Raw genomic sequence first — 18,349 nt, forward strand, 5'->3', positions numbered from 1 at the left:
GGGTCTTCGCAGAGTGTAGACGGCAAATTGCACGGAATCGTTCTGTAGAAAAATCAGCGTCGTGAAGAAAAAGACATTGCACCAACCGGGGCCCTTTCGCGCATGATGTGCGCACTCAGCCCAAGGGAGATTTCCATGCGCTTCATGCCATCCGTTCTGCGACTCGCCGCGTTGTCCGTGGGCCTGGCGCTGGCCACTTCGGCCATGGCCACCGACGAGTCGCAATTGATCGAATCGATCAACAGCTACCGCAGCCAGCCGCAGCGTTGTGGCAGCCAGGCGTCCAGCGAATTGCCGCCGCTGTCGGCCGATCCGCGCCTGATTCTGCCGGCCACCGGCGTGGTGGATTTGCAGCAGGCGATGTCCAGCGCTCGCTACCCGATGGTCAACGTGCAGGCGATCACCCTGAACGGACCACGGGACGCGGCGTCGGCGATGAAGGCGATTCAGGAGAGCTTCTGTCAGGTGGTGCTGGATCCGCAGTTCGTCGATATCGGTGTCAGTCGCGCCGACCGTGACTGGCGCATCACTCTGGCCCGACCGCTGCTGTCGGCCCGCCTCGGCGACGGTCAGGCGGAAGGCCAGAAACTCCTCGAACAACTCAATGCCGCCCGCGCCCAACCGCGCCAGTGCGGCAGTCAGGCATTCGCGGCGACCACGCCGCTGGCATGGAACGCCGTGCTTGGCGGCGTTGCCCAGGAACACAGCCGCGAGATGGCCAACAACAATTATTTCGACCACAAGGACCGCAACGGCGGCACTCCCGGCGACCGCGCCGAACTGGCCGGCTACAGCGGCCAGCAGGTCGGCGAGAACATCGCCGCCGGGCAGGACACGGTGCAGAAGGTCGTCGCCGGCTGGCTCGCCAGCCCCGGCCATTGCGCCAACCTGATGAACCCGCAGTACCGCGAACTGGGCGCTGCGTACGCAGTCGATCCGAAGAGCAGCGCCGGGATCTACTGGACCGCGATGTTTGGCGGGGAGTAAACCTCAAGGCATCCTCCCCATTAGGGGAGGATGCAAAATGCAGGCAATAAAAAACCGGAGCCAGGCTCCGGTTTTTTTATGCTCAGTGAGTTCTCATCCCCGCCGCGTACATCGCCAGTTTCAGCAGGCTCGCCACCACCGCCAGCGAAACCACGCTGCCGGACCAGATCAACAGCAACCAGCCCAGGCGTTTGTACCAGCGGCTTTTCACTTCACGCATCTCAATGGTAGCCATCGCCAATCCTCACTTTGCCGCGGAACACGTAGTAGCTCCAGAAGGTGTACATCAGGATCACCGGCAGAATGAACAGCGCGCCGATCAAGGCGAACAACTGACTGGTGGCCGGTGAAGCCGCCGCCCACAGACTGACCGACGGCGGGATGATGTTCGGCCAGATGCTCATTGCCAGGCCGATGTAACCGAGGAACATCAGCGCCAGGGTGAACACGAACGGCCAGTGGGTGTGGCGCTGACGCAGCGAACGCAACAGCCCGAACAACGCCAGCACCGCCAACACCACCAGCCCGGCGAACACGGTCAGGTGCGCATGGTTGAACCAGCGACTGGCCAGTTCCGGATGCAGTTGCAACGTCCACACGCCGATCACCACCACCATCGCCAGCAACAGCCACGCCAGCGGACGGCTGTAGTGGCGCATCCGCGATTCGAGCATGCCTTCGGTCTTGACCAGCAACCAGGTGCTGCCGAGCAAGGCGTAGGCGATCACCAGACCGACGCCGCAGACCAGCGGGAACGGCGCCAGCCAGTCGAGACCGCCACCGGCAAACTGCCGATCCACCACCGGAATCCCCCCCACATACGCGCCGATCACCACGCCCTGGGAGAACGTCGCCAGCAGCGAACCGCCAATGAACGCCCAGTCCCACAGATGGCGTTTTTCAGCCGGCGCCTTGAAGCGAAACTCGAACGCCACCCCACGGAAAATCAGACCCGCGAGCATGAAGATCAACGGCAGATACAGCGCCTCCAGAATCACCCCGTAAGCCAGCGGAAACGCGCCGTACAACGCCGCCCCACCGAGCACCAGCCAGGTTTCGTTGCCGTCCCACACCGGTGCGACGGTGTTCATCATCACGTCGCGTTCCTGCTCGTCGCTGATCATCGGGAACAGGATCCCGAGGCCCAGATCGAAGCCGTCCATGATCACGTACATCATCACCCCGAAGGCAATGATCACGCCCCAGATCAACGAGAGATCGATACCTTGAATACCCATGACTCAACGCTCCTTTTTCAGTGGATCCGGGTCGCGGATTCGAGGTTGTCGGTGACCGCCGAAAGTGGCCGGCGCGGGGTCTGCACCTGAGTGCCTTCGGGCGGATGTTCGTGGTGCGGCTGCGGACCCTTGCTCACCAGTTTCATCATGTAGCCGATGCCCACGGTGAACACCGAGCAGTAGATGACGACGAACAGCGCCAGCGAGGTGCTCATCTGCGCCACCGAGTGATGGGACGCGGCGTCATGAGTACGCATCAGGCCGTACACCACCCACGGCTGACGCCCGACTTCGGTGGTGATCCACCCCGCCAGCAGCGCAATCAGTCCGCTCGGCCCCATCAGCAGCACCAGCCGCTGGAAGCCGCGATGCCGGTAGATCTTGCCGTTGCGCCGCAGCGCCAGCCCCAGCACACCGACCAGAATCATCAACATGCCCAGCCCGGCCATCACGCGGAAGCTCCAGAAGATCACGGTCGAGTTCGGCCGGTCTTCTTTCGGGAAGCTCTTGAGCGCCGGGATCTGCTTGTCGAGGCTGTGGGTGAGGATCAGGCTGCCGAGGTACGGAATCTCGATCGCATACTTGGTCTTTTCCGCCTGCATGTCGGGGATGCCGAACAGCACCAACGGGGTCGGCCCGTTGTCGGCGTTTTCCCAGTGGCCCTCGATGGCGGCGATTTTTGCCGGTTGGTGTTCCAGGGTGTTCAAGCCATGGGCGTCACCGACCACCGCTTGAATCGGCGCCACGATCAGCGCCATCCACAGCGCCATGGAAAACATCTTGCGCACCGGTTTGCTGTCGTTGCCACGTAGCAAATGCCAGGCCGCCGAAGCGCCGACAAAGAACGCCGTGGCAACGAACGCGGCAATCGCCATGTGCGCCAGACGGAACGGGAACGACGGGTTGAACACGATCGCCAGCCAGTCGACCGGCATCACCCGGCCGTCAACGATCTCGAAGCCCTGCGGGGTCTGCATCCAGCTGTTGGAGGCGAGAATCCAGAAGGTCGAAATCAGCGTGCCGATGGCGACCATCACCGTGGCGAAGAAGTGCAAGCCACGGCCCACGCGGTTCCAGCCGAACAGCATCACCCCGAGGAACCCGGCTTCGAGGAAGAACGCGGTCAGCACTTCATAGGTCAGCAACGGCCCGGTGACGCTGCCGGCGAAGTCGGAAAATCCGCTCCAGTTGGTGCCGAACTGGTACGCCATGACCAGCCCCGACACCACGCCCATGCCGAAGTTGACGGCGAAGATCTTTGACCAGAAGTGGTAAAGATCGCGGTAAGTGTCGTTACGGGTTTTCAGCCACAGGCCTTCGAGCACCGCCAGGAAACTCGCGAGACCAATGGTGATCGCCGGGAAAATGATGTGGAACGAAACCGTGAACGCGAATTGAATTCGCGCCAGGTCCAGTGCCTCCAGGTTGAACATGATGATGTCCTCATCAAGGCTGAAAAGCGGCAGCACACGGCCGGGCCACCGCCAGGCGCGAGCGCCTGCAGCCAGTCAAAAAAGCAAAAGGGTTGGATCGCGTGGTTCGGTCAGGCCACCGACGACGGGATCAGGTTGCTCGCCTCGGCCGCTTCGAGGCGGATCGCCACGAATTTGGAGGTCGGCGTGTAGGTGCGGTCGCCGTAGCTTTCCAGCGGCACCAACGGGTTGGTTTCCGGGTAGTACGCGGCAGCCTGCCCGGCGGGAATGTCGTAGGCGATCAGGGTGAAACCGCTGACCCGACGCTCGCGCTCGTCGCCCCACAGCGCCACCAGATCGACCTTTTGCCCCGGTTCAAAACCGAGCCGGCGGATGTCCTGCTCGTTGGCGAACACCACGTCGCGCATGCCGTAAACCCCGCGATAACGGTCGTCGAGGCCGTACAGCGTGGTGTTGTACTGATCGTGGGAACGCATGGTTTGCAGGATCAGATGCGGTTTGACCGGCAGGTTGCGCACGCCTTCGCTGATCAGATGTTCCGGCAGCACACACGGGGTGAACTGGGCCTTGCCGGATTCGGTGTTCCAGACCCGGTCGGAGGCGTTGTTGCCGAGGTGGAAACCACCGGGGATCAGCAGCTTCTCGTTGAAGTTCTCGAAGCCCGGAATCACGTCGGCGATCAGGTTGCGGATGCGCCCGTAGTCGCCGACCGCCCATTCCCAGTCGATCGGGTGTTTGCCCAAAGTGGCGGCGGCGATCCCGGCAATGATCGCCGGCTCGGATTTCAGGTGCGCCGACTTCGGCTTCAGTTGGCCGAACGACAAGTGCACCATGCTGAAGGTGTCTTCCACCGTCACGCCTTGCGGACCTTCGGCCTGGACATCGATGTCGGTTCGGCCCAGGCACGGCAGGATCAACGCATCACGCCCGGTCACCAGATGGCTGCGGTTGAGCTTGGTCGAAATGTGCACGGTGAGGTCGAGTTTGCGCATCGCGGCGTGGGTGCGCGGGGTGTCCGGCGTGGCTTGAGCGAAGTTGCCGCCCAGACCGATAAACACCTTGGCTTCGCCGCGCTCCATGGCGCCAATCGCCATCACCGTGTTGTGGCCGTGCATGCGCGGCACCTTGAAGTTGAAGCGTTTTTCCAGGGCGTCCATCAGCTCGGTCGGGGCCAGTTCGTTGATGCCCATGGTGCGGTCGCCCTGCACATTACTGTGGCCGCGCACCGGCGACAGCCCGGCGCCCGGACGGCCGACGTTGCCGCGCAGCAGTTGCAGGTTGATGACTTCCTGCAGGGTCGGCACCGAGTGCACGTGTTGGGTCAGGCCCATGGCCCAGCACATGATCACGCTCTTGGCGCGGGCGTACATGCGCGCGGCCAGTTCGATGTCATGCAGCGGCACGCCGGACTGCTCGACGATGTGCTCCCAGCTCGTGGCATCGACTTCGGCAAGATAGCTGTCGAGACCCGACGTGTGCTCGGCAATGAAGGCGTGATCGAACACCGGTTCGCCGCCAGTGGCCTGGGCTTCGCGCTCCCACTCCAGCAGGAATTTGGCCATGCCGCGAATCATCGCCATGTCGCCGCCCAGTGCCGGGCGGAAGTACGCGGTGTTGGTCGCTTCCCAGCCGTTGCTGAGCATCTCGATCGGGTTCTGCGGATTCTGGAAGCGCTCCAGTCCACGCTCCTTGAGCGGGTTGATGCACACCACCTGCGCGCCGCGTTTCACCGCTTCACGCAGCGGTTCGAGCATGCGCGGGTGGTTGGTGCCGGGGTTCTGGCCGATCACGAAAATCGCGTCGGCGTGGTGCAGGTCTTCATAGACCACCGTGCCTTTGCCGACGCCCAGGCTCTCGCCCATGCTCACGGCGCTGGCTTCGTGGCACATGTTCGAGCAGTCGGGGAAATTGTTGGTGCCGTAGGCGCGGACGAACAACTGATAGAGAAACGCCGCTTCGTTGCTGGCACGACCCGAGGTGTAGAACTCGGCCTCGTGGGGCGATTTCAGGCCTTTGAGGTGCTTGGCGATCAGCGCAAAGGCGTCGTCCCAGGTAGTTTCCACATAGCGGTCGACCCGCGCGTCATAGCGCATCGGATGGGTGATCCGGCCCTGATACTCAAGCCAGTAATCACTTTGCTCGGCCAGGCTCGAGACCGTGTACTTGTTGAAGAACGCCGGATCGACCAGGCGGCCGGTGGCTTCCCAGTTCACCGCTTTGGCGCCGTTCTCGCAGAACTTCAGCATGCTCGCGCCGGGTGCCTCACCCCAGGCACAACCGGGGCAGTCGAAGCCGCCGTTCTGGTTGGTCTTGAGCATGGCGCGGATGTTTTTCAGGGCGTTTTCACTGCCCAGCCAGTTCTTGGTGAGGCTGATGACAGCGCCCCAACCCGCAGCGGCGCCCTTGTAGGGTTTGTAACGGTCGACTTGTGACATGGGACTTCTCCATGACGATGCACACAGGCAAAAACCTGATCGGGTTTAAACAGCGACGACTGACTTTCAAGTTAAAAAGCGGTCGTTTCGTTTGACGGGGCCAAGGATAGGAACCGCTGCAAAAACTTGTCTAATCGCTATTAATGACTGCGTTATCGAAAGCATCTATCACCGACTTAATCCCTTTAAATCCGGGCACTTGCAAAACCAGGAAGGGAAAAATGACGAATAATTTTTTCATCATCGACAGCATCAATCGGCCGGTCATTAAGAGTGATTGGACGCTGTTCGAAGTTGCTCATAACCTGCGCCGACCCAATCCCTTCAATAGCGGATCTCACCCAAGCGAGGCTGTCATGTCAGAGCGCGTCTTGATCGATGGTTACAACCGCCGCGTCGACTACCTGCGCATGTCGGTCACCGACCGCTGCGACTTCCGCTGCGTGTATTGCATGGCTGAAGACATGCAGTTTCTGCCGCGCCAACGGGTGCTGACGCTGGAGGAGATCTATCAACTGGCGCAGGGCTTCGTTGCGCTGGGCACCCGCAAGATCCGCCTGACCGGTGGTGAGCCGCTGATACGCCCCGGCGTCGTCGGCTTGTGCAAGCAGATCGCCGCCCTGCCCGGCCTGCGCGAACTGTGCCTGACCACCAACGGCTCGCAACTCGTCAAACTCGCCAGCCCGCTGTTCGATGCCGGGGTCAAACGCCTCAACGTCAGCCTCGACAGCCTCGATGCCGAGCGCTTCAAGCAGATGACCCGCACCGGCGATCTGGGCCAGGTGATCGACGGCATCGACGCCGCACGCGCCGCCGGATTTACCCGCACTAAACTCAACTGCGTGGTGATGCAGGGCCGCAACGATCACGAGATCAATGATCTGGTGCAGTTCGCCATCGAGCGGGATCTGGATATTTCCTTCATCGAGGAAATGCCGCTGGGGATCATCAGCGAACACAGCCGCGCCGAGTCGTTCTTTTCCAGCACTCAGGTGCGCGAAAAGATCGCCGAGCGCTACACCCTGATCGACTCCGCCGAATCGACCCAGGGCCCGTCGCGCTACTGGCGGCTGTCAGAAGCGCCGCACATTCGACTGGGGTTCATCTCGCCCCACAGCCACAATTTCTGCGGCACCTGCAACCGGGTGCGGCTGACGGTCGAGGGGCGTTTGCTACTGTGTCTGGGGAACGAGCATTCGGTGGATCTGAAAGCGGTGCTGCGGGCTCATCCGGGTCAACCGGAACGACTCGAGAAAGCCATCATTGAAGCAATGAAACTCAAGCCTTACCGGCACAATTTTGAAGTGAACGACGACGTGCAAGTGGTGCGTTTCATGAACATGACCGGCGGCTGATCCGCCACGTTTGCAAGGCAGAGAGCCGCATGATCATCCGACCCAAGGTCAATCAATTCGCCATTCTCTTCACCCTCAAAGGCTCGATTGCCAAGCGCATCGCCCTGCGCGCCCTGATGGTGACGCTGCTGGCGTCGGCCATCGTGCTGGTGGAAATGCTCCACCCGAGCAACTTCACCAAGGTCAACGCCACGCCGTTCACCCTGCTCGGCCTGTCGCTGTCGATCTTCATGAATTTTCGCAACAACGCCTGTTACGACCGCTGGTACGAAGCGCGCAAGGCCTGGGGCGAAGTGATCGTGCATGTGCGCTCGATGATTCGCGAGACCCATGTGATTCGCGAATCTGCGCAGCGCCGTCTGTTGCTGCTCAACCTCGCAGGTTTTGCCCATGCGCTGAATGCGCGCTTGCGCCGGGAAGACGAAGCCGCCGCCAGCGCCGAGTGGATCACCCCGCAGCACGATGCGCAGGTGCCGGACTACAGCGGGCGCATCCTGCAGACGGTGGGTCAGCAATGCTCCGATCTGCACGAATCAGGCGAGCTAAGCGAATGGCGCTACATGCTACTGGCCAATCACCTGACCAGCCTGACCCAGGCGCAGGCGGTGTGCGAGCGGATCAAGAACACGCCGCTGCCCTTCCCTTACACCTTACTGCTGCACCGCACGATTTACCTGTTCTGCATCTTGCTGCCGTTCGCCATGGCCGAACCGCTGGGCTGGCTGACGCCGCTGTTCACGGCGATTGTCAGCTACACCTTTTTCGGGCTGGATGCGATTGCCGATGAACTGGAAGACCCGTTCGGCCGGGATGAAAACGATTTGCCGACCGATGCGCTGGTGCGCAGCATCGAGCGGGATATTCTCTCGGAGCTGGGGACTGAGCCGTTGCCGCCAGCGCTGAAACCCGTCGACTACGTACTCAGCTGAAGTTGATGCACCGCTGTTCTCCTGTGGGAGCCAGCCTGCTGGCGATAGCGGTGCGTGATCCAACTGATTTGCAAGCTGACACAGCGTAATCGCCAGCAGGCTGGCTCCCACAGAGGGCATGTGGTGCTTTCTGGATCGGGTCAGTCCAGATGCGCCCAGGTCATGCGGAACGACGCCCCGCCCCACGGTGAATCGCCGACGTCGACCTGCCCGCCATGGGATTGCGACACCCGCCGCACCAGCGCCAGACCGAGGCCAAAGCCGCCCGTGCGGCGGTCACGGCTGGCGTCCAGGCGCGAGAACGGTTCGAAGATTTTCTCCCGTCCTTCCAGCGGCACGCCCGGGCCGTCGTCGTTGACCTGCACTTCGTATTGATCGCCGATGCGCACCAGCGACACCTCGACCCGCTGCTCGGCATAGCGAATGGCATTGCGCAGCAGATTGATCACCGCCCGCGCCATGAACCGCGGTTCGATCCGTACTTCATCGACTCGGCAATCAACGATCAGCAATTGCACACCGGCCGCCTCGGCCTCCAGGGCTACGCTGCCGACCACGCTGTCGAGCCAGTTGGCCGCCTGGATGTTTTCGCGGGTAATCACCGTCGCGCCACGTTCGAGGCTGGCGTAGGTCAGCAGTTCGGAGACCATTTCTTCCAGCTCGCCGAGGTCGGCATACATGTCGGCGATCAGTTCGCGGTTCTGGCTGGCGTCCGGTTGCTGCTTGAGTTGATCGAGCTCGAACGACAACCGGGCAATCGGCGTGCGCAGTTCGTGGGAGACGGCGTTGGTCAGTTCGCGCTGATTGGCGATCAGCCCTTCGATGCGCGCTGCCATCAGGTTGAAGTGGCCGGCCAGGTCGCGGATGTTCGAGCGTTTGGACAGCTGAATCCGCACCGAGAGGTCGTTGTCGCCGAAGCGCTCGGCGGCCAGCCGCAGTTTTTCCAGATCGCGCCAATGCGGGCGAACCCAGAAGTACAGGACGATGCCCAGTAGCACCGCCAGCATCAGGTAGGCCCCGGCAATGTAGAACGGCATCAGGCTCGGCTCGGGCGGCAGCTTGATGCTGAGCAACTGCGAACCTCCGTCGATGTTGCTGATGAACTGGGTGTAATCGTCACGAATAACCAACACATCCTGGGCCAGTTCGGCTTTTTCCTGATCATTGAGGTTCAATTGGTCAGCCTCGACCAGGCTCAACGTCAGCCCGTAGTGCGGCCGCAACGCCTCCAGTTGCGCCTCGCGCGCCGCGCCCTGCTGGTCGCGCATGTGTTCGACCAGCGACCAGGCCTGACCGCGCACCGCTTCACGGTTGTAGGCCTGCATCTGGTTGTCGAGCAACGCGTTGAAGGTGTGCTCGACGGTTTGCAGCGCCGCTACCAGCCCGACGGTCATCACCAGAAACAGCCCGAGAAATAACCGCAGCATCTACAACTCCCACGCGAACGGATTGAACAGGTAACCCTTGCCCCACACGGTCTTGATGCACACCGGTTCGCGAGGGTTGTCCTTGAGTTTGTTGCGCAACTTGCTGATGTACACGTCGACGCTGCGATTGAGGCCATCGAACGCGATGCCGCGCATGCGGTTGAGAATGTCATCGCGCGACAGGATCTTGCCGGCGGCGCTGGCCAGCAGCCAAAGCAGTTCGAATTCCATGGTGGTCAGCTCGATCAGCTCGCCCGCCAGACGCACTTCGCGGCAACTGCGGTCGATGATCAGGTTGCCGAATTCCAGTGAACTGACCACGCCGCTGTCCGGCACCTGCCGGCGTTGCAAGGCCCGCAGGCGTGCGAGCAGAACAGGCGGCTTGATCGGTTTGATCACGTAATCGTCGGCGCCGGACTCCAGGCCCAGAATGTGGTCGAGGTCATCTTCCTTGGCCGTCAGGATGACAATCGGTGTGTCCGACACGCTGCGGATTTCCCGACACACGTGCAGGCCACTCTGCCCTGGCAGCATCAGGTCGAGCACCACCACTTTGGGCTTGAATTCGAGAAACGCGGCCACGGCCAGGTCGCCGCGATGCACCGTGCGTACCTCGTAGCCGTGTTGTTCGAGAAAGTGGGCGATCAGCGCGGCCAGCCGCTCATCGTCTTCCACCAGCAGGACTCTGCCAAAACCCAGGTTATCCATAACAACCGCCGCCAACCGCTTTGTGAAGTGGGCGCCATTATGGCGGCATTCGCGGGCGAGTCGTTTATCGCAGGCAGCAAAAACCGGCCTCCGGGGCCGGTTTTCGTTGATGTTTCATACTCTTAAGAGTTTTTAACAATTCATGCCGCGACGGGTACGCCGCTGTGGAAGCGGAATTCCTCGTCCGGCGACTCGATCAGGTCCTGCTCGGCGGCGCGGACTCTCTCGATCACCTGGGCGATGTCCTTGGCGTCACCGTACTGGTAGGCCAGTTTCAGGTAACCCTGGAAATGCCGGGCCTCGCTTTTCAGCAGGCCGAAGTAGAACTTGCCGAGTTCTTCGTCCAGATGCGGCACCAGCGCTTCGAATCGCTCGCAACTGCGCGCTTCGATGAAGGCGCCGACCACCAGGGTGTCGACCAGTTTCACCGGTTCGTGACTGCGCACCACTTTGCGCAGGCTCGAGGCATAACGGCCGGCATGCAGCTGGCGCAGTTCAATCTTGCGCCGCTTCATGATGCGCATCACCTGCTCGTGGTGCACCAGCTCTTCCCGGGCCAGACGCGACATCATGTTGATCAGATCGACATGGGAATGGTACTTGGCAATCAGGCTCAACGCGGTGCTGGCGGCCTTGAACTCGCAGTTCTTGTGGTCGATCAGCAGGGTTTCCTGATCGGCCAGCGCGGCTTCAACCCAGGCGTCAGGCGTGCGGCAACCAAGGAATTCGTGGATTTCGGGAAGGATCATGGGGCTCACGGTCAAAAGGTGTTCGAGCGAAGGGCGCCGATTATACCGGCCTGCCCGCAGACCACCAGCCGCGCGCGTTGATATGCATCAAGTCGCAGACAGATGCGCAGCAACTATAGTTGTGCAACGCCGTGCCTTTTCATTGCTGGAGACTCACTCATGCAAGCCATTCGCAGCATTCTGGTGGTCATCGAACCCGAACACGCGGAAAGCCTGGCGCTCAAGCGCGCCAAGCTGATCGCCGGGGTGACCCAGGCCCATCTGCACCTGCTGGTCTGCGACAAGAAGCACGATCACGCCGGCATGCTCAGCGTGCTCAAGGCCGCGCTGCTGGCGGACGGCTACAGCGTCACCACCGAACAGGCGTGGAACGAGAGCCTGCACGAAACCATCATCGACGTGCAGCAGGCCGAAGGTTGCGGGCTGGTGATCAAACAGCACTTCCCCGACAGCTCGCTGAAAAAGGCCCTGCTGACCCCGGCGGACTGGAAACTGCTGCGCCACTGCCCTACTCCCGTGCTGCTGGTGAAAACCGCCGGTTCGTGGAAGGACAAGGTGATTCTTGCGGCGGTCGACGTGGGCAATGCCGACGGCGAACACCGTCATCTGCACACCACGATCATCGACCATGGGTTCGACATCGCCAGCCTGGCCAAGGGGCATCTGCACGTGATTACCGCCCATCCGTCGCCGATGCTGTCGGCGGCAGACCCGACGTTCCAGCTCAAGGAAACCATCGAGGCGCGCTATCGCGAGCAATGCCGGGCGTTTCAGGCTGAATTCGACATTGATGACGCTCACCTGCATGTCGAGGAAGGCCCGGCGGACGTGCTGATTCCGTTCATGGCGCACAAGCTGCAGGCGGCGGTGACGGTGATTGGCACCGTGGCGCGCAGCGGCGTATCCGGTGCGTTGATCGGCAACACGGCTGAACAGGTGCTGGATCAGCTGGAAAGCGACGTGCTGGTGCTAAAGCCTCAGGAGGTTGAAGACCATTTGGTCGAATTGGCGGTGAAGCATTAAGTATTGTGGCGCCTGCAAGGCCGTCATCGCTGGCAAGCCAGCTCCCACAGGAACTTCGGTGTGCACTCCATGGAGAGCTTTACACCATCATTGTGGGAGCTGGCTTGCCAGCGATGGCAATAGATCAGTCGCCGAGGGCGTCCTTGAGGAAACCGGGGGCGATGTAGCGCTGATAGTGCGCTTCCGACAGCAGGAAAAATTCCCGATCAATGGCATCGCGCAGTTCCGGCAGGTTCCAGTCGCGAAACTCCGGCAGCAGTACCATGCCGTAGGCTTCCAGATTAATGATCACCCGCGCGCCCCGGGCGATCAGTTGATACGCCGAGCAATACTCCGACTGATGCGGCACGAAGCGGATCTTGCGCTGCTCCAGCTGATGGCGCAGACGCGCCGGATCGAAGACCTCGACCTTGCTCGCCATCACTTGTGACAGCAATTGCTCAAGACGCAGCCAGACCGCGCGCTTTTCTTCCTCGTTGTAACCGTTCCAGTGGATCACTTCGTGGTGGAAACGCTTGCAGCCACGGCACACCAGATCACCGTAAACGGTGGAGCAGAGGCCGACGCAGGGGGTCTTGATGGTCTGATTGGGCATAGAATGGGCAAAACACTTGAAACGCGGAACAGGTCGGCATGTTAGCCCTTTGTCCGCCATTCATCACCCCTCAAACGTCAGGGACAAGCGCTGGATCAAGGTTTGCCCCACCCGTGCACAACGCAACCAAAGTCCAATAGAGCGCGACTTACCTTTAAATTTTTTTTGCCGTAGAATCAGCCAGCCTTTTTAGGCGCCAATGTCCGTTAGAAGCTGTTTTCAAAGCGTCACGAGCACAGTCGTTCCTTCAGAGCGGTGTTGGCGTAAGGTTTTTCCAGCGGGGAAAAGCCATACGCCAACCCTCATCAGCTCCCCGTTCTGCAGGCGTAAAACTTTGAAAGCAGCTTCTGTAAGGAATTGCCGGTAATTCTGGCCGAACGACCCACAACGTCGTGAGGAGCATGAGTACGGCAATTTCGGGATGAGCGTCCCGGACACCCATTTGGGACCACTGATGAGGGTAATAACTGTGCTTGAAGCCTACCGCAAACATATCGAAGAGCGTGCAGCCCTGGGTATCGTTCCCCAGCCGCTTAACGCCGAACAAACTGCAGGCCTGGTCGAGCTGCTGAAGAATCCTCCGGCTGGCGAAGAAGCTTTCCTCGTTGACCTGATCACCAATCGCGTACCACCAGGAGTGGACGAAGCCGCCTACGTCAAGGCCGGTTTCCTCTCCGCACTGGCCAAGGGCGAAGTCTCCTCCCCTCTGCTGGACAAGAAGCGCGCTGTAGAACTGCTCGGCACCATGCAGGGCGGCTACAACATCGTGACCCTGGTTGAACTGCTGGACGACGCCGAGCTGGCGCCAGTGGCCGCCGAGGAACTCAAGCACACCCTGCTGATGTTCGATGCCTTCCACGACGTGGCTGAAAAGGCCAAGAACGGCAACGTTCACGCCAAGGCCGTACTGCAATCCTGGGCTGACGGCGAGTGGTTCAAGAAGCGCCCGGTGCTGGCCGACAAGATCAGCCTGCGCGTCTTCAAGGTCACCGGCGAAACCAACACCGACGACCTGTCCCCTGCCCCAGACGCCTGGTCGCGTCCTGACATCCCGCTGCACGCCCTGGCCATGCTGAAAATGGCCCGTGACGGCATCGTTCCGGACGAGCAAGGCAAGACCGGCCCAATGAAGCAGATCGAAGAAATGCGCGGCCAGGGCTTCCCTATCGCTTACGTCGGTGACGTGGTCGGTACCGGTTCCTCGCGTAAATCGGCGACCAACTCGGTCCTGTGGTTCTTCGGCGACGACATCCCTTACGTTCCGAACAAGCGCGCTGGCGGTTTCTGCTTCGGCAGCAAAATTGCCCCGATCTTCTACAACACCATGGAAGATGCCGGCGCACTGCCAATCGAGTTCGACGTATCGAACATGAACATGGGCGACGTGATCGACCTGTACCCGCACGCAGGCAAAGTCTGCAAGCACGGTACCGACGAAGTCATCACCACCTTCGAAATGAAAACCCCGGTGCTGCTGGACGAAGTCCGCGCCGGCGGCCGTATCCCGCTGATCATCGGCCGTGGCCTGACCGAGAAGGCTCGCGCCGAACTGGGTCTGCCAGCGTTCGACCTGTTCAAGAAACCGGAAGCTCCGGCTGAAAGCACCAAGGGCTTCACCCTGGCGCAGAAAATGGTCGGCAAGGCTTGCGGTCTGGCAGAAGGCAAAGGCGTTCGTCCTGGCACCTACTGCGAACCGAAGATGACCACCGTAGGTTCTCAGGACACCACAGGTCCAATGACCCGTGACGAACTGAAAGACCTGGCGTGCCTGGGCTTCTCCGCTGATCTGGTGATGCAGTCCTTCTGCCACACCGCGGCTTATCCAAAGCCGATCGACGTGACCACACACCACACCCTGCCTGACTTCATCATGACCCGCGGCGGTGTTTCCCTGCGTCCGGGCGACGGCATCATCCACTCGTGGCTGAACCGCATGCTGCTGCCGGACACCGTCGGTACCGGTGGTGACTCGCACACCCGTTTCCCGATGGGCATCTCGTTCCCGGCCGGTTCCGGCCTGGTCGCGTTCGCCGCTGCCACCGGCGTCATGCCGCTGGACATGCCGGAATCGATTCTGGTGCGCTTCAAAGGCAAAATGAAACCTGGCATCACCCTGCGTGACCTGGTTCATGCCATTCCTTACTTCGCCATCCAGAACGGTCTGCTGACCGTCGAGAAGAAAGGCAAGAAAAACGCCTTCTCCGGCCGCATCCTGGAAATCGAAGGCCTGGAAGGTCTGACCCTGGAACAGGCGTTCGAACTGTCCGACGCCTCGGCCGAACGTTCGGCTGCCGGTTGCACCATCAAGCTGTCGAAAGAGTCGATCACCGAGTACCTGCAGTCCAACATCACCCTGCTGCGCTGGATGATCGGCGAAGGCTACGGCGATGCGCGTACCCTGGAGCGTCGTGCTCAAGCGATGGAAGCCTGGATCGCCAACCCGCAACTGATGGAAGCCGATGCCGACGCCGAGTACGCCGAAGTCATCGAAATCGATCTGGCCGATATCAGCGAGCCTGTGCTGTGCGCGCCGAACGACCCGGACGACGCCCGTCTGCTGTCCAGCGTTGCTGGCGAGAAGATCGACGAAGTGTTCATCGGTTCGTGCATGACCAACATCGGTCACTTCCGCGCTGCCGGTAAACTGCTGGATCAGGTCAAGGGTCAGCTGCCAACCCGTCTGTGGCTGTCGCCGCCGACCAAGATGGACGCTCACCAACTGACCGAAGAAGGCTACTACGGCATCTACGGCAAGGCCGGCGCCCGCATGGAAATGCCAGGCTGCTCGCTGTGCATGGGTAACCAGGCACGCGTTGAGCCGAACAGCACCGTGGTGTCGACCTCGACCCGTAACTTCCCGAACCGTCTGGGCGACGGCGCGAACGTCTACCTGGCTTCGGCTGAGCTTGCGTCCGTCGCTTCGATCCTGGGTCGCCTGCCGACCGTCGAGGAGTACATGGAATACGCTGGCAAGATCGACAGCATGGCGGCCGACGTTTACCGCTACCTGTCCTTCGACCAGATTGCCGAGTTCCGTGAAGCTGCTGCGAACGCCAAGATCCCGGTCGTTCAAGCCTAACGCTGCAACGCAATGAAAAACGCCGCCCATCGCGAGATGAGCGGCGTTTTTTATGCCTGTCGGATGGGGCCTCGCCCCGCGCTGATCGCAGGCACAAAAAAGGCCGACCTGCGAGGCAGATCGGCCTTTCTGTTTCACCAGATCAAACGGGATCTTGTGTTGGATCTCACGCCGTCAGCGAATAGATCAACGCCGAAATGGCCACCAGACCCACTGCGGTGACAAACACGTTCGACATCTGCCCACGGTAACGGGCCATCGCCGGCACTTTGCGGATCGCGTACATCGGCATCAGGAACAGGATCGCCGCGATGACCGGGCCACCGATGGTTTCGATCATGCCGAGGATGCTCGGGTTCAGGGTCGCCACGATCCAGCACACCACCAGCATGAACGCCGCCACGATGCGGTCCAGCGCCTTGGCGCCCGGACGCTTGCCGCTTTTGACGATCAAGCCCTTCAGGCCTTCGCTGGCACCGATGTAGTGACCGAGGAACGACTTGGAGATGGCCACGAACGCAATCAGCGGTGCCGCGAACGCGATAGTCGGGTTGCTGAAGTGGTTGGCCAGGTACGACAGGATCGACAGGTTCTGCGCCTTGGCTTCCGCCAGTTGCTCCGGCGACAGGGTCAGCACGCAGCTGAACACGAAGAACAGCACCATCACCACCATCAGCAGGTGCGCGCGGGACAGGATCTGCGAGCTGCGCTCATCCGCGTGAATGCCGTAACGACGCTTCTGATCCACAGCAAACGCCGAGATGATCGGCGAGTGGTTGAACGAGAACACCATCACCGGAATCGCCAGCCACAGCGTGTGCAGCAGCGCCGACGGTGCCGGCACCTGCGAAGCGGTGGTCAGGATGCCGCCGTTCCAGTGCGGAATCAGATACACCGCCAGGAACAGCAGCGCGACGATGAACGGATACACCATCAGGCTCATGGCCTTGACGATCACTTGCTCGCCGCAGCGCACCACGGCCAGCAGGCCGAGAATCAGCACGAACGAAAGCAGCGCGCGCGGTGGCGGCGTGATGTGCAGTTGGTGCTCGAGGAAACTGGCGACCGTGTTGGTCAGGCCAACGCTGTAGATCAGCAGGATCGGGAAAATCGCGAAGAAGTACAGCAGAGTGATCAGCGCGCCGGCCTTGATGCCGAAATGCTGTTCCACCACGTCAGTGATGTCGGCGCCTTCGCGACCGGAAAGCACGAAGCGGGTCAGGCCGCGGTGTGCGTAGAACGTCATCGGGAAGGCCAGCAGCGCGAGGATCACCAGCGGCCAGAAGCCACCCAGACCTGCATTGATCGGCAAAAACAGGGTACCGGCGCCGATGGCCGTCCCAAACAGTCCCAACATCCAGGTAGTGTCATGGCGATTCCAGCTCGACAGTTCGGCTGGTGCTGCCGCCTCAAAGCGTTGTTCGACGCTATTGGCCTGATCATTCATCCGGTCGGATCTCCGCATTCCGGTCACTTGCCACTCGGTCAGGACGCGTCGGAAAAAACCGACAGACATGCTCCGGCCGAAACAGGGGCGCGATTCTCCGCGATAAATGAGCAGAAGCAAAGACTTAGCTGAGGAATGGTTGTGCGGAGCAGATCGGAGGCTTGTCGCTTTTGGGAAAAAGACTGTCGGCGCCAGATACGTCACATGTCGTCCGATGGCATGTGCTGGCGCCGAATGTGCCATGGGAAAACCCGATCAGATCGATCGGGCCAATATGAAGCCGAGGGACATGCAGAAGATGCCGAAGCCAAATAACCCCAACATCGGAAGCATTTCACCTTTGTGTTTGATGCGCATTCTTTCGACCCACTCATCGTGCTCTCGCTCTGAGCGTTCCATTCTGGCCTTGCGGTCATATGTACTCATGCTGATCTTCCTCTGGGTTCCCTGGGCCTGACTGTTTTGAAAGGCGAACACTCAAAATTTGAAAAAAAATCCTGCTACTGCAGTGAATGCAGTCAACACCCCACCAAATACCGCGACTGGATACAAGTTTGCCTCCCACCTCAGCTTCTTTTCCTCCGCCAGCAGCTTTTGTCTTTCAGCCACGAGCTTTCGTGACTCATGTTCCAACCTGTCGAGTTCCAGACTTTCACGATCGTTATGAAACATTGGCCTTCCTTGGCTGATGGCAATTTCCGTCCGGGTTGCCGCTCCGTCCTGAAGAGCGCATCCCGTCCTGCCCTCTATGGTTCCGCGCTTCTCACCCCGCCGTATAGCGGATGAATCCGGCAGCACTTGTAGGCAACATCCGTAAATCCCGCAGGATGGTGCGTCCATTTCCTAACGTTTTTAAACAACCTCACTGACCGGCATTTTTCGGCTATACCCAATGGCGAATTGACTGACATTCCCGTCCAGTCCCCCCTCGCCTGTGGAGCCAT

16 protein-coding genes are annotated in these 18,349 nt (G+C 60.7%); 5 read left to right on the forward strand and 11 right to left on the reverse strand.

Features of this window, described 5'->3' with window-relative positions; genetic code table 11:
• Window positions 1–135: 135 nt before the first annotated feature.
• Complete coding sequence (locus tag L6D74_RS10435) at window positions 136–987, forward strand: CAP domain-containing protein (protein ID WP_064597492.1); 852 nt, start codon at window positions 136–138, stop codon at window positions 985–987.
• Between the two features lie 82 nt (window positions 988–1,069).
• Here L6D74_RS10435 and L6D74_RS10440 read toward each other — a convergent pair whose 3' ends face one another.
• The 4 genes from L6D74_RS10440 to L6D74_RS10455 form a co-directional block, all read right to left on the reverse strand.
• Window positions 1,070–1,222: a DUF2474 domain-containing protein gene (locus L6D74_RS10440; RefSeq protein ID WP_074688757.1), complete on the reverse strand. Its 153-nt coding sequence runs from the start codon at window positions 1,220–1,222 to the stop codon at window positions 1,070–1,072.
• On the reverse strand, window positions 1,209–2,225 hold the full coding sequence (cydB, locus tag L6D74_RS10445; protein ID WP_236189056.1) for a cytochrome d ubiquinol oxidase subunit II: 1,017 nt from the start codon (window positions 2,223–2,225) through the stop codon (window positions 1,209–1,211). The genes L6D74_RS10440 and cydB overlap by 14 nt, the downstream gene beginning before the upstream one ends.
• A 17-nt stretch (window positions 2,226–2,242) precedes the next feature.
• Window positions 2,243–3,658: a cytochrome ubiquinol oxidase subunit I gene (locus tag L6D74_RS10450; protein WP_236189058.1), complete on the reverse strand. Its 1,416-nt coding sequence runs from the start codon at window positions 3,656–3,658 to the stop codon at window positions 2,243–2,245.
• A gap of 110 nt (window positions 3,659–3,768) precedes the next feature.
• Window positions 3,769–6,093, reverse strand: coding sequence for an FdhF/YdeP family oxidoreductase (locus L6D74_RS10455; protein ID WP_039767129.1), 2,325 nt, complete (start codon window positions 6,091–6,093; stop codon window positions 3,769–3,771).
• A gap of 356 nt (window positions 6,094–6,449) precedes the next feature.
• On the opposite strand from L6D74_RS10455, the gene moaA reads away from it, so the two are divergent.
• Window positions 6,450–7,448 (forward strand): GTP 3',8-cyclase MoaA, encoded by a 999-nt coding sequence (gene moaA, locus L6D74_RS10460; protein ID WP_236189060.1) that lies wholly within the window; start codon window positions 6,450–6,452, stop codon window positions 7,446–7,448.
• A gap of 29 nt (window positions 7,449–7,477) precedes the next feature.
• Window positions 7,478–8,377: a bestrophin family protein gene (locus L6D74_RS10465; RefSeq protein WP_236189062.1), complete on the forward strand. Its 900-nt coding sequence runs from the start codon at window positions 7,478–7,480 to the stop codon at window positions 8,375–8,377.
• A 140-nt stretch (window positions 8,378–8,517) separates the two neighbouring features.
• Here L6D74_RS10465 and L6D74_RS10470 read toward each other — a convergent pair whose 3' ends face one another.
• The 3 genes from L6D74_RS10470 to L6D74_RS10480 all read right to left on the reverse strand — a co-directional run bounded on the left by L6D74_RS10470 (window position 8,518) and on the right by L6D74_RS10480 (window position 11,261).
• The gene (locus L6D74_RS10470; protein WP_085648349.1) at window positions 8,518–9,804 is read right to left on the reverse strand and encodes an ATP-binding protein; all 1,287 of its coding nucleotides are present in this window, start codon (window positions 9,802–9,804) and stop codon (window positions 8,518–8,520) included.
• The gene (locus L6D74_RS10475; RefSeq protein WP_011334763.1) at window positions 9,805–10,512 is read right to left on the reverse strand and encodes a response regulator; all 708 of its coding nucleotides are present in this window, start codon (window positions 10,510–10,512) and stop codon (window positions 9,805–9,807) included. It abuts the gene before it with no gap.
• 140 nt (window positions 10,513–10,652) lie between these two features.
• Complete coding sequence (locus L6D74_RS10480; RefSeq protein WP_085602796.1) at window positions 10,653–11,261, reverse strand: MiaE family protein; 609 nt, start codon at window positions 11,259–11,261, stop codon at window positions 10,653–10,655.
• Window positions 11,262–11,420: 159 nt separating this feature from the next.
• On the opposite strand from L6D74_RS10480, the gene L6D74_RS10485 reads away from it, so the two are divergent.
• Entirely contained in the window at window positions 11,421–12,284 is an 864-nt protein-coding gene (locus L6D74_RS10485) for a universal stress protein (protein WP_007958823.1), read from the forward strand.
• Window positions 12,285–12,408: 124 nt separating this feature from the next.
• Here the strand turns inward: L6D74_RS10485 and L6D74_RS10490 are convergent, their stop codons facing one another.
• A complete protein-coding gene (locus tag L6D74_RS10490) occupies window positions 12,409–12,879 on the reverse strand; it encodes a DUF1289 domain-containing protein (protein ID WP_236189063.1) in 471 nt (156 codons plus the stop codon).
• Window positions 12,880–13,348: 469 nt separating this feature from the next.
• Between L6D74_RS10490 and acnB the strand changes: the two genes are divergently transcribed.
• Window positions 13,349–15,958 (forward strand): bifunctional aconitate hydratase 2/2-methylisocitrate dehydratase, encoded by a 2,610-nt coding sequence (gene acnB / locus L6D74_RS10495; protein ID WP_041475328.1) that lies wholly within the window; start codon window positions 13,349–13,351, stop codon window positions 15,956–15,958.
• 166 nt (window positions 15,959–16,124) lie between these two features.
• On the opposite strand, the gene L6D74_RS10500 is transcribed toward acnB, so the two are convergent.
• The 3 genes from L6D74_RS10500 to L6D74_RS10510 all read right to left on the reverse strand — a co-directional run bounded on the left by L6D74_RS10500 (window position 16,125) and on the right by L6D74_RS10510 (window position 18,077).
• Window positions 16,125–17,405 carry an HAAAP family serine/threonine permease gene (locus L6D74_RS10500; protein ID WP_064597506.1) on the reverse strand — a complete coding sequence of 427 codons (1,281 nt, stop codon included), beginning with the start codon at window positions 17,403–17,405 and terminating at the stop codon, window positions 16,125–16,127.
• 255 nt (window positions 17,406–17,660) lie between these two features.
• The gene (locus L6D74_RS10505; RefSeq protein ID WP_167748742.1) at window positions 17,661–17,831 is read right to left on the reverse strand and encodes a hypothetical protein; all 171 of its coding nucleotides are present in this window, start codon (window positions 17,829–17,831) and stop codon (window positions 17,661–17,663) included.
• A 51-nt stretch (window positions 17,832–17,882) separates the two neighbouring features.
• A complete protein-coding gene (locus L6D74_RS10510) occupies window positions 17,883–18,077 on the reverse strand; it encodes a hypothetical protein (protein ID WP_085667572.1) in 195 nt (64 codons plus the stop codon).
• Window positions 18,078–18,349 lie beyond the last annotated feature (272 nt).

It is taken from the genome of Pseudomonas pharyngis (assembly GCF_021602345.1).
GTDB lineage: Bacteria > Pseudomonadota > Gammaproteobacteria > Pseudomonadales > Pseudomonadaceae > Aquipseudomonas > Aquipseudomonas pharyngis.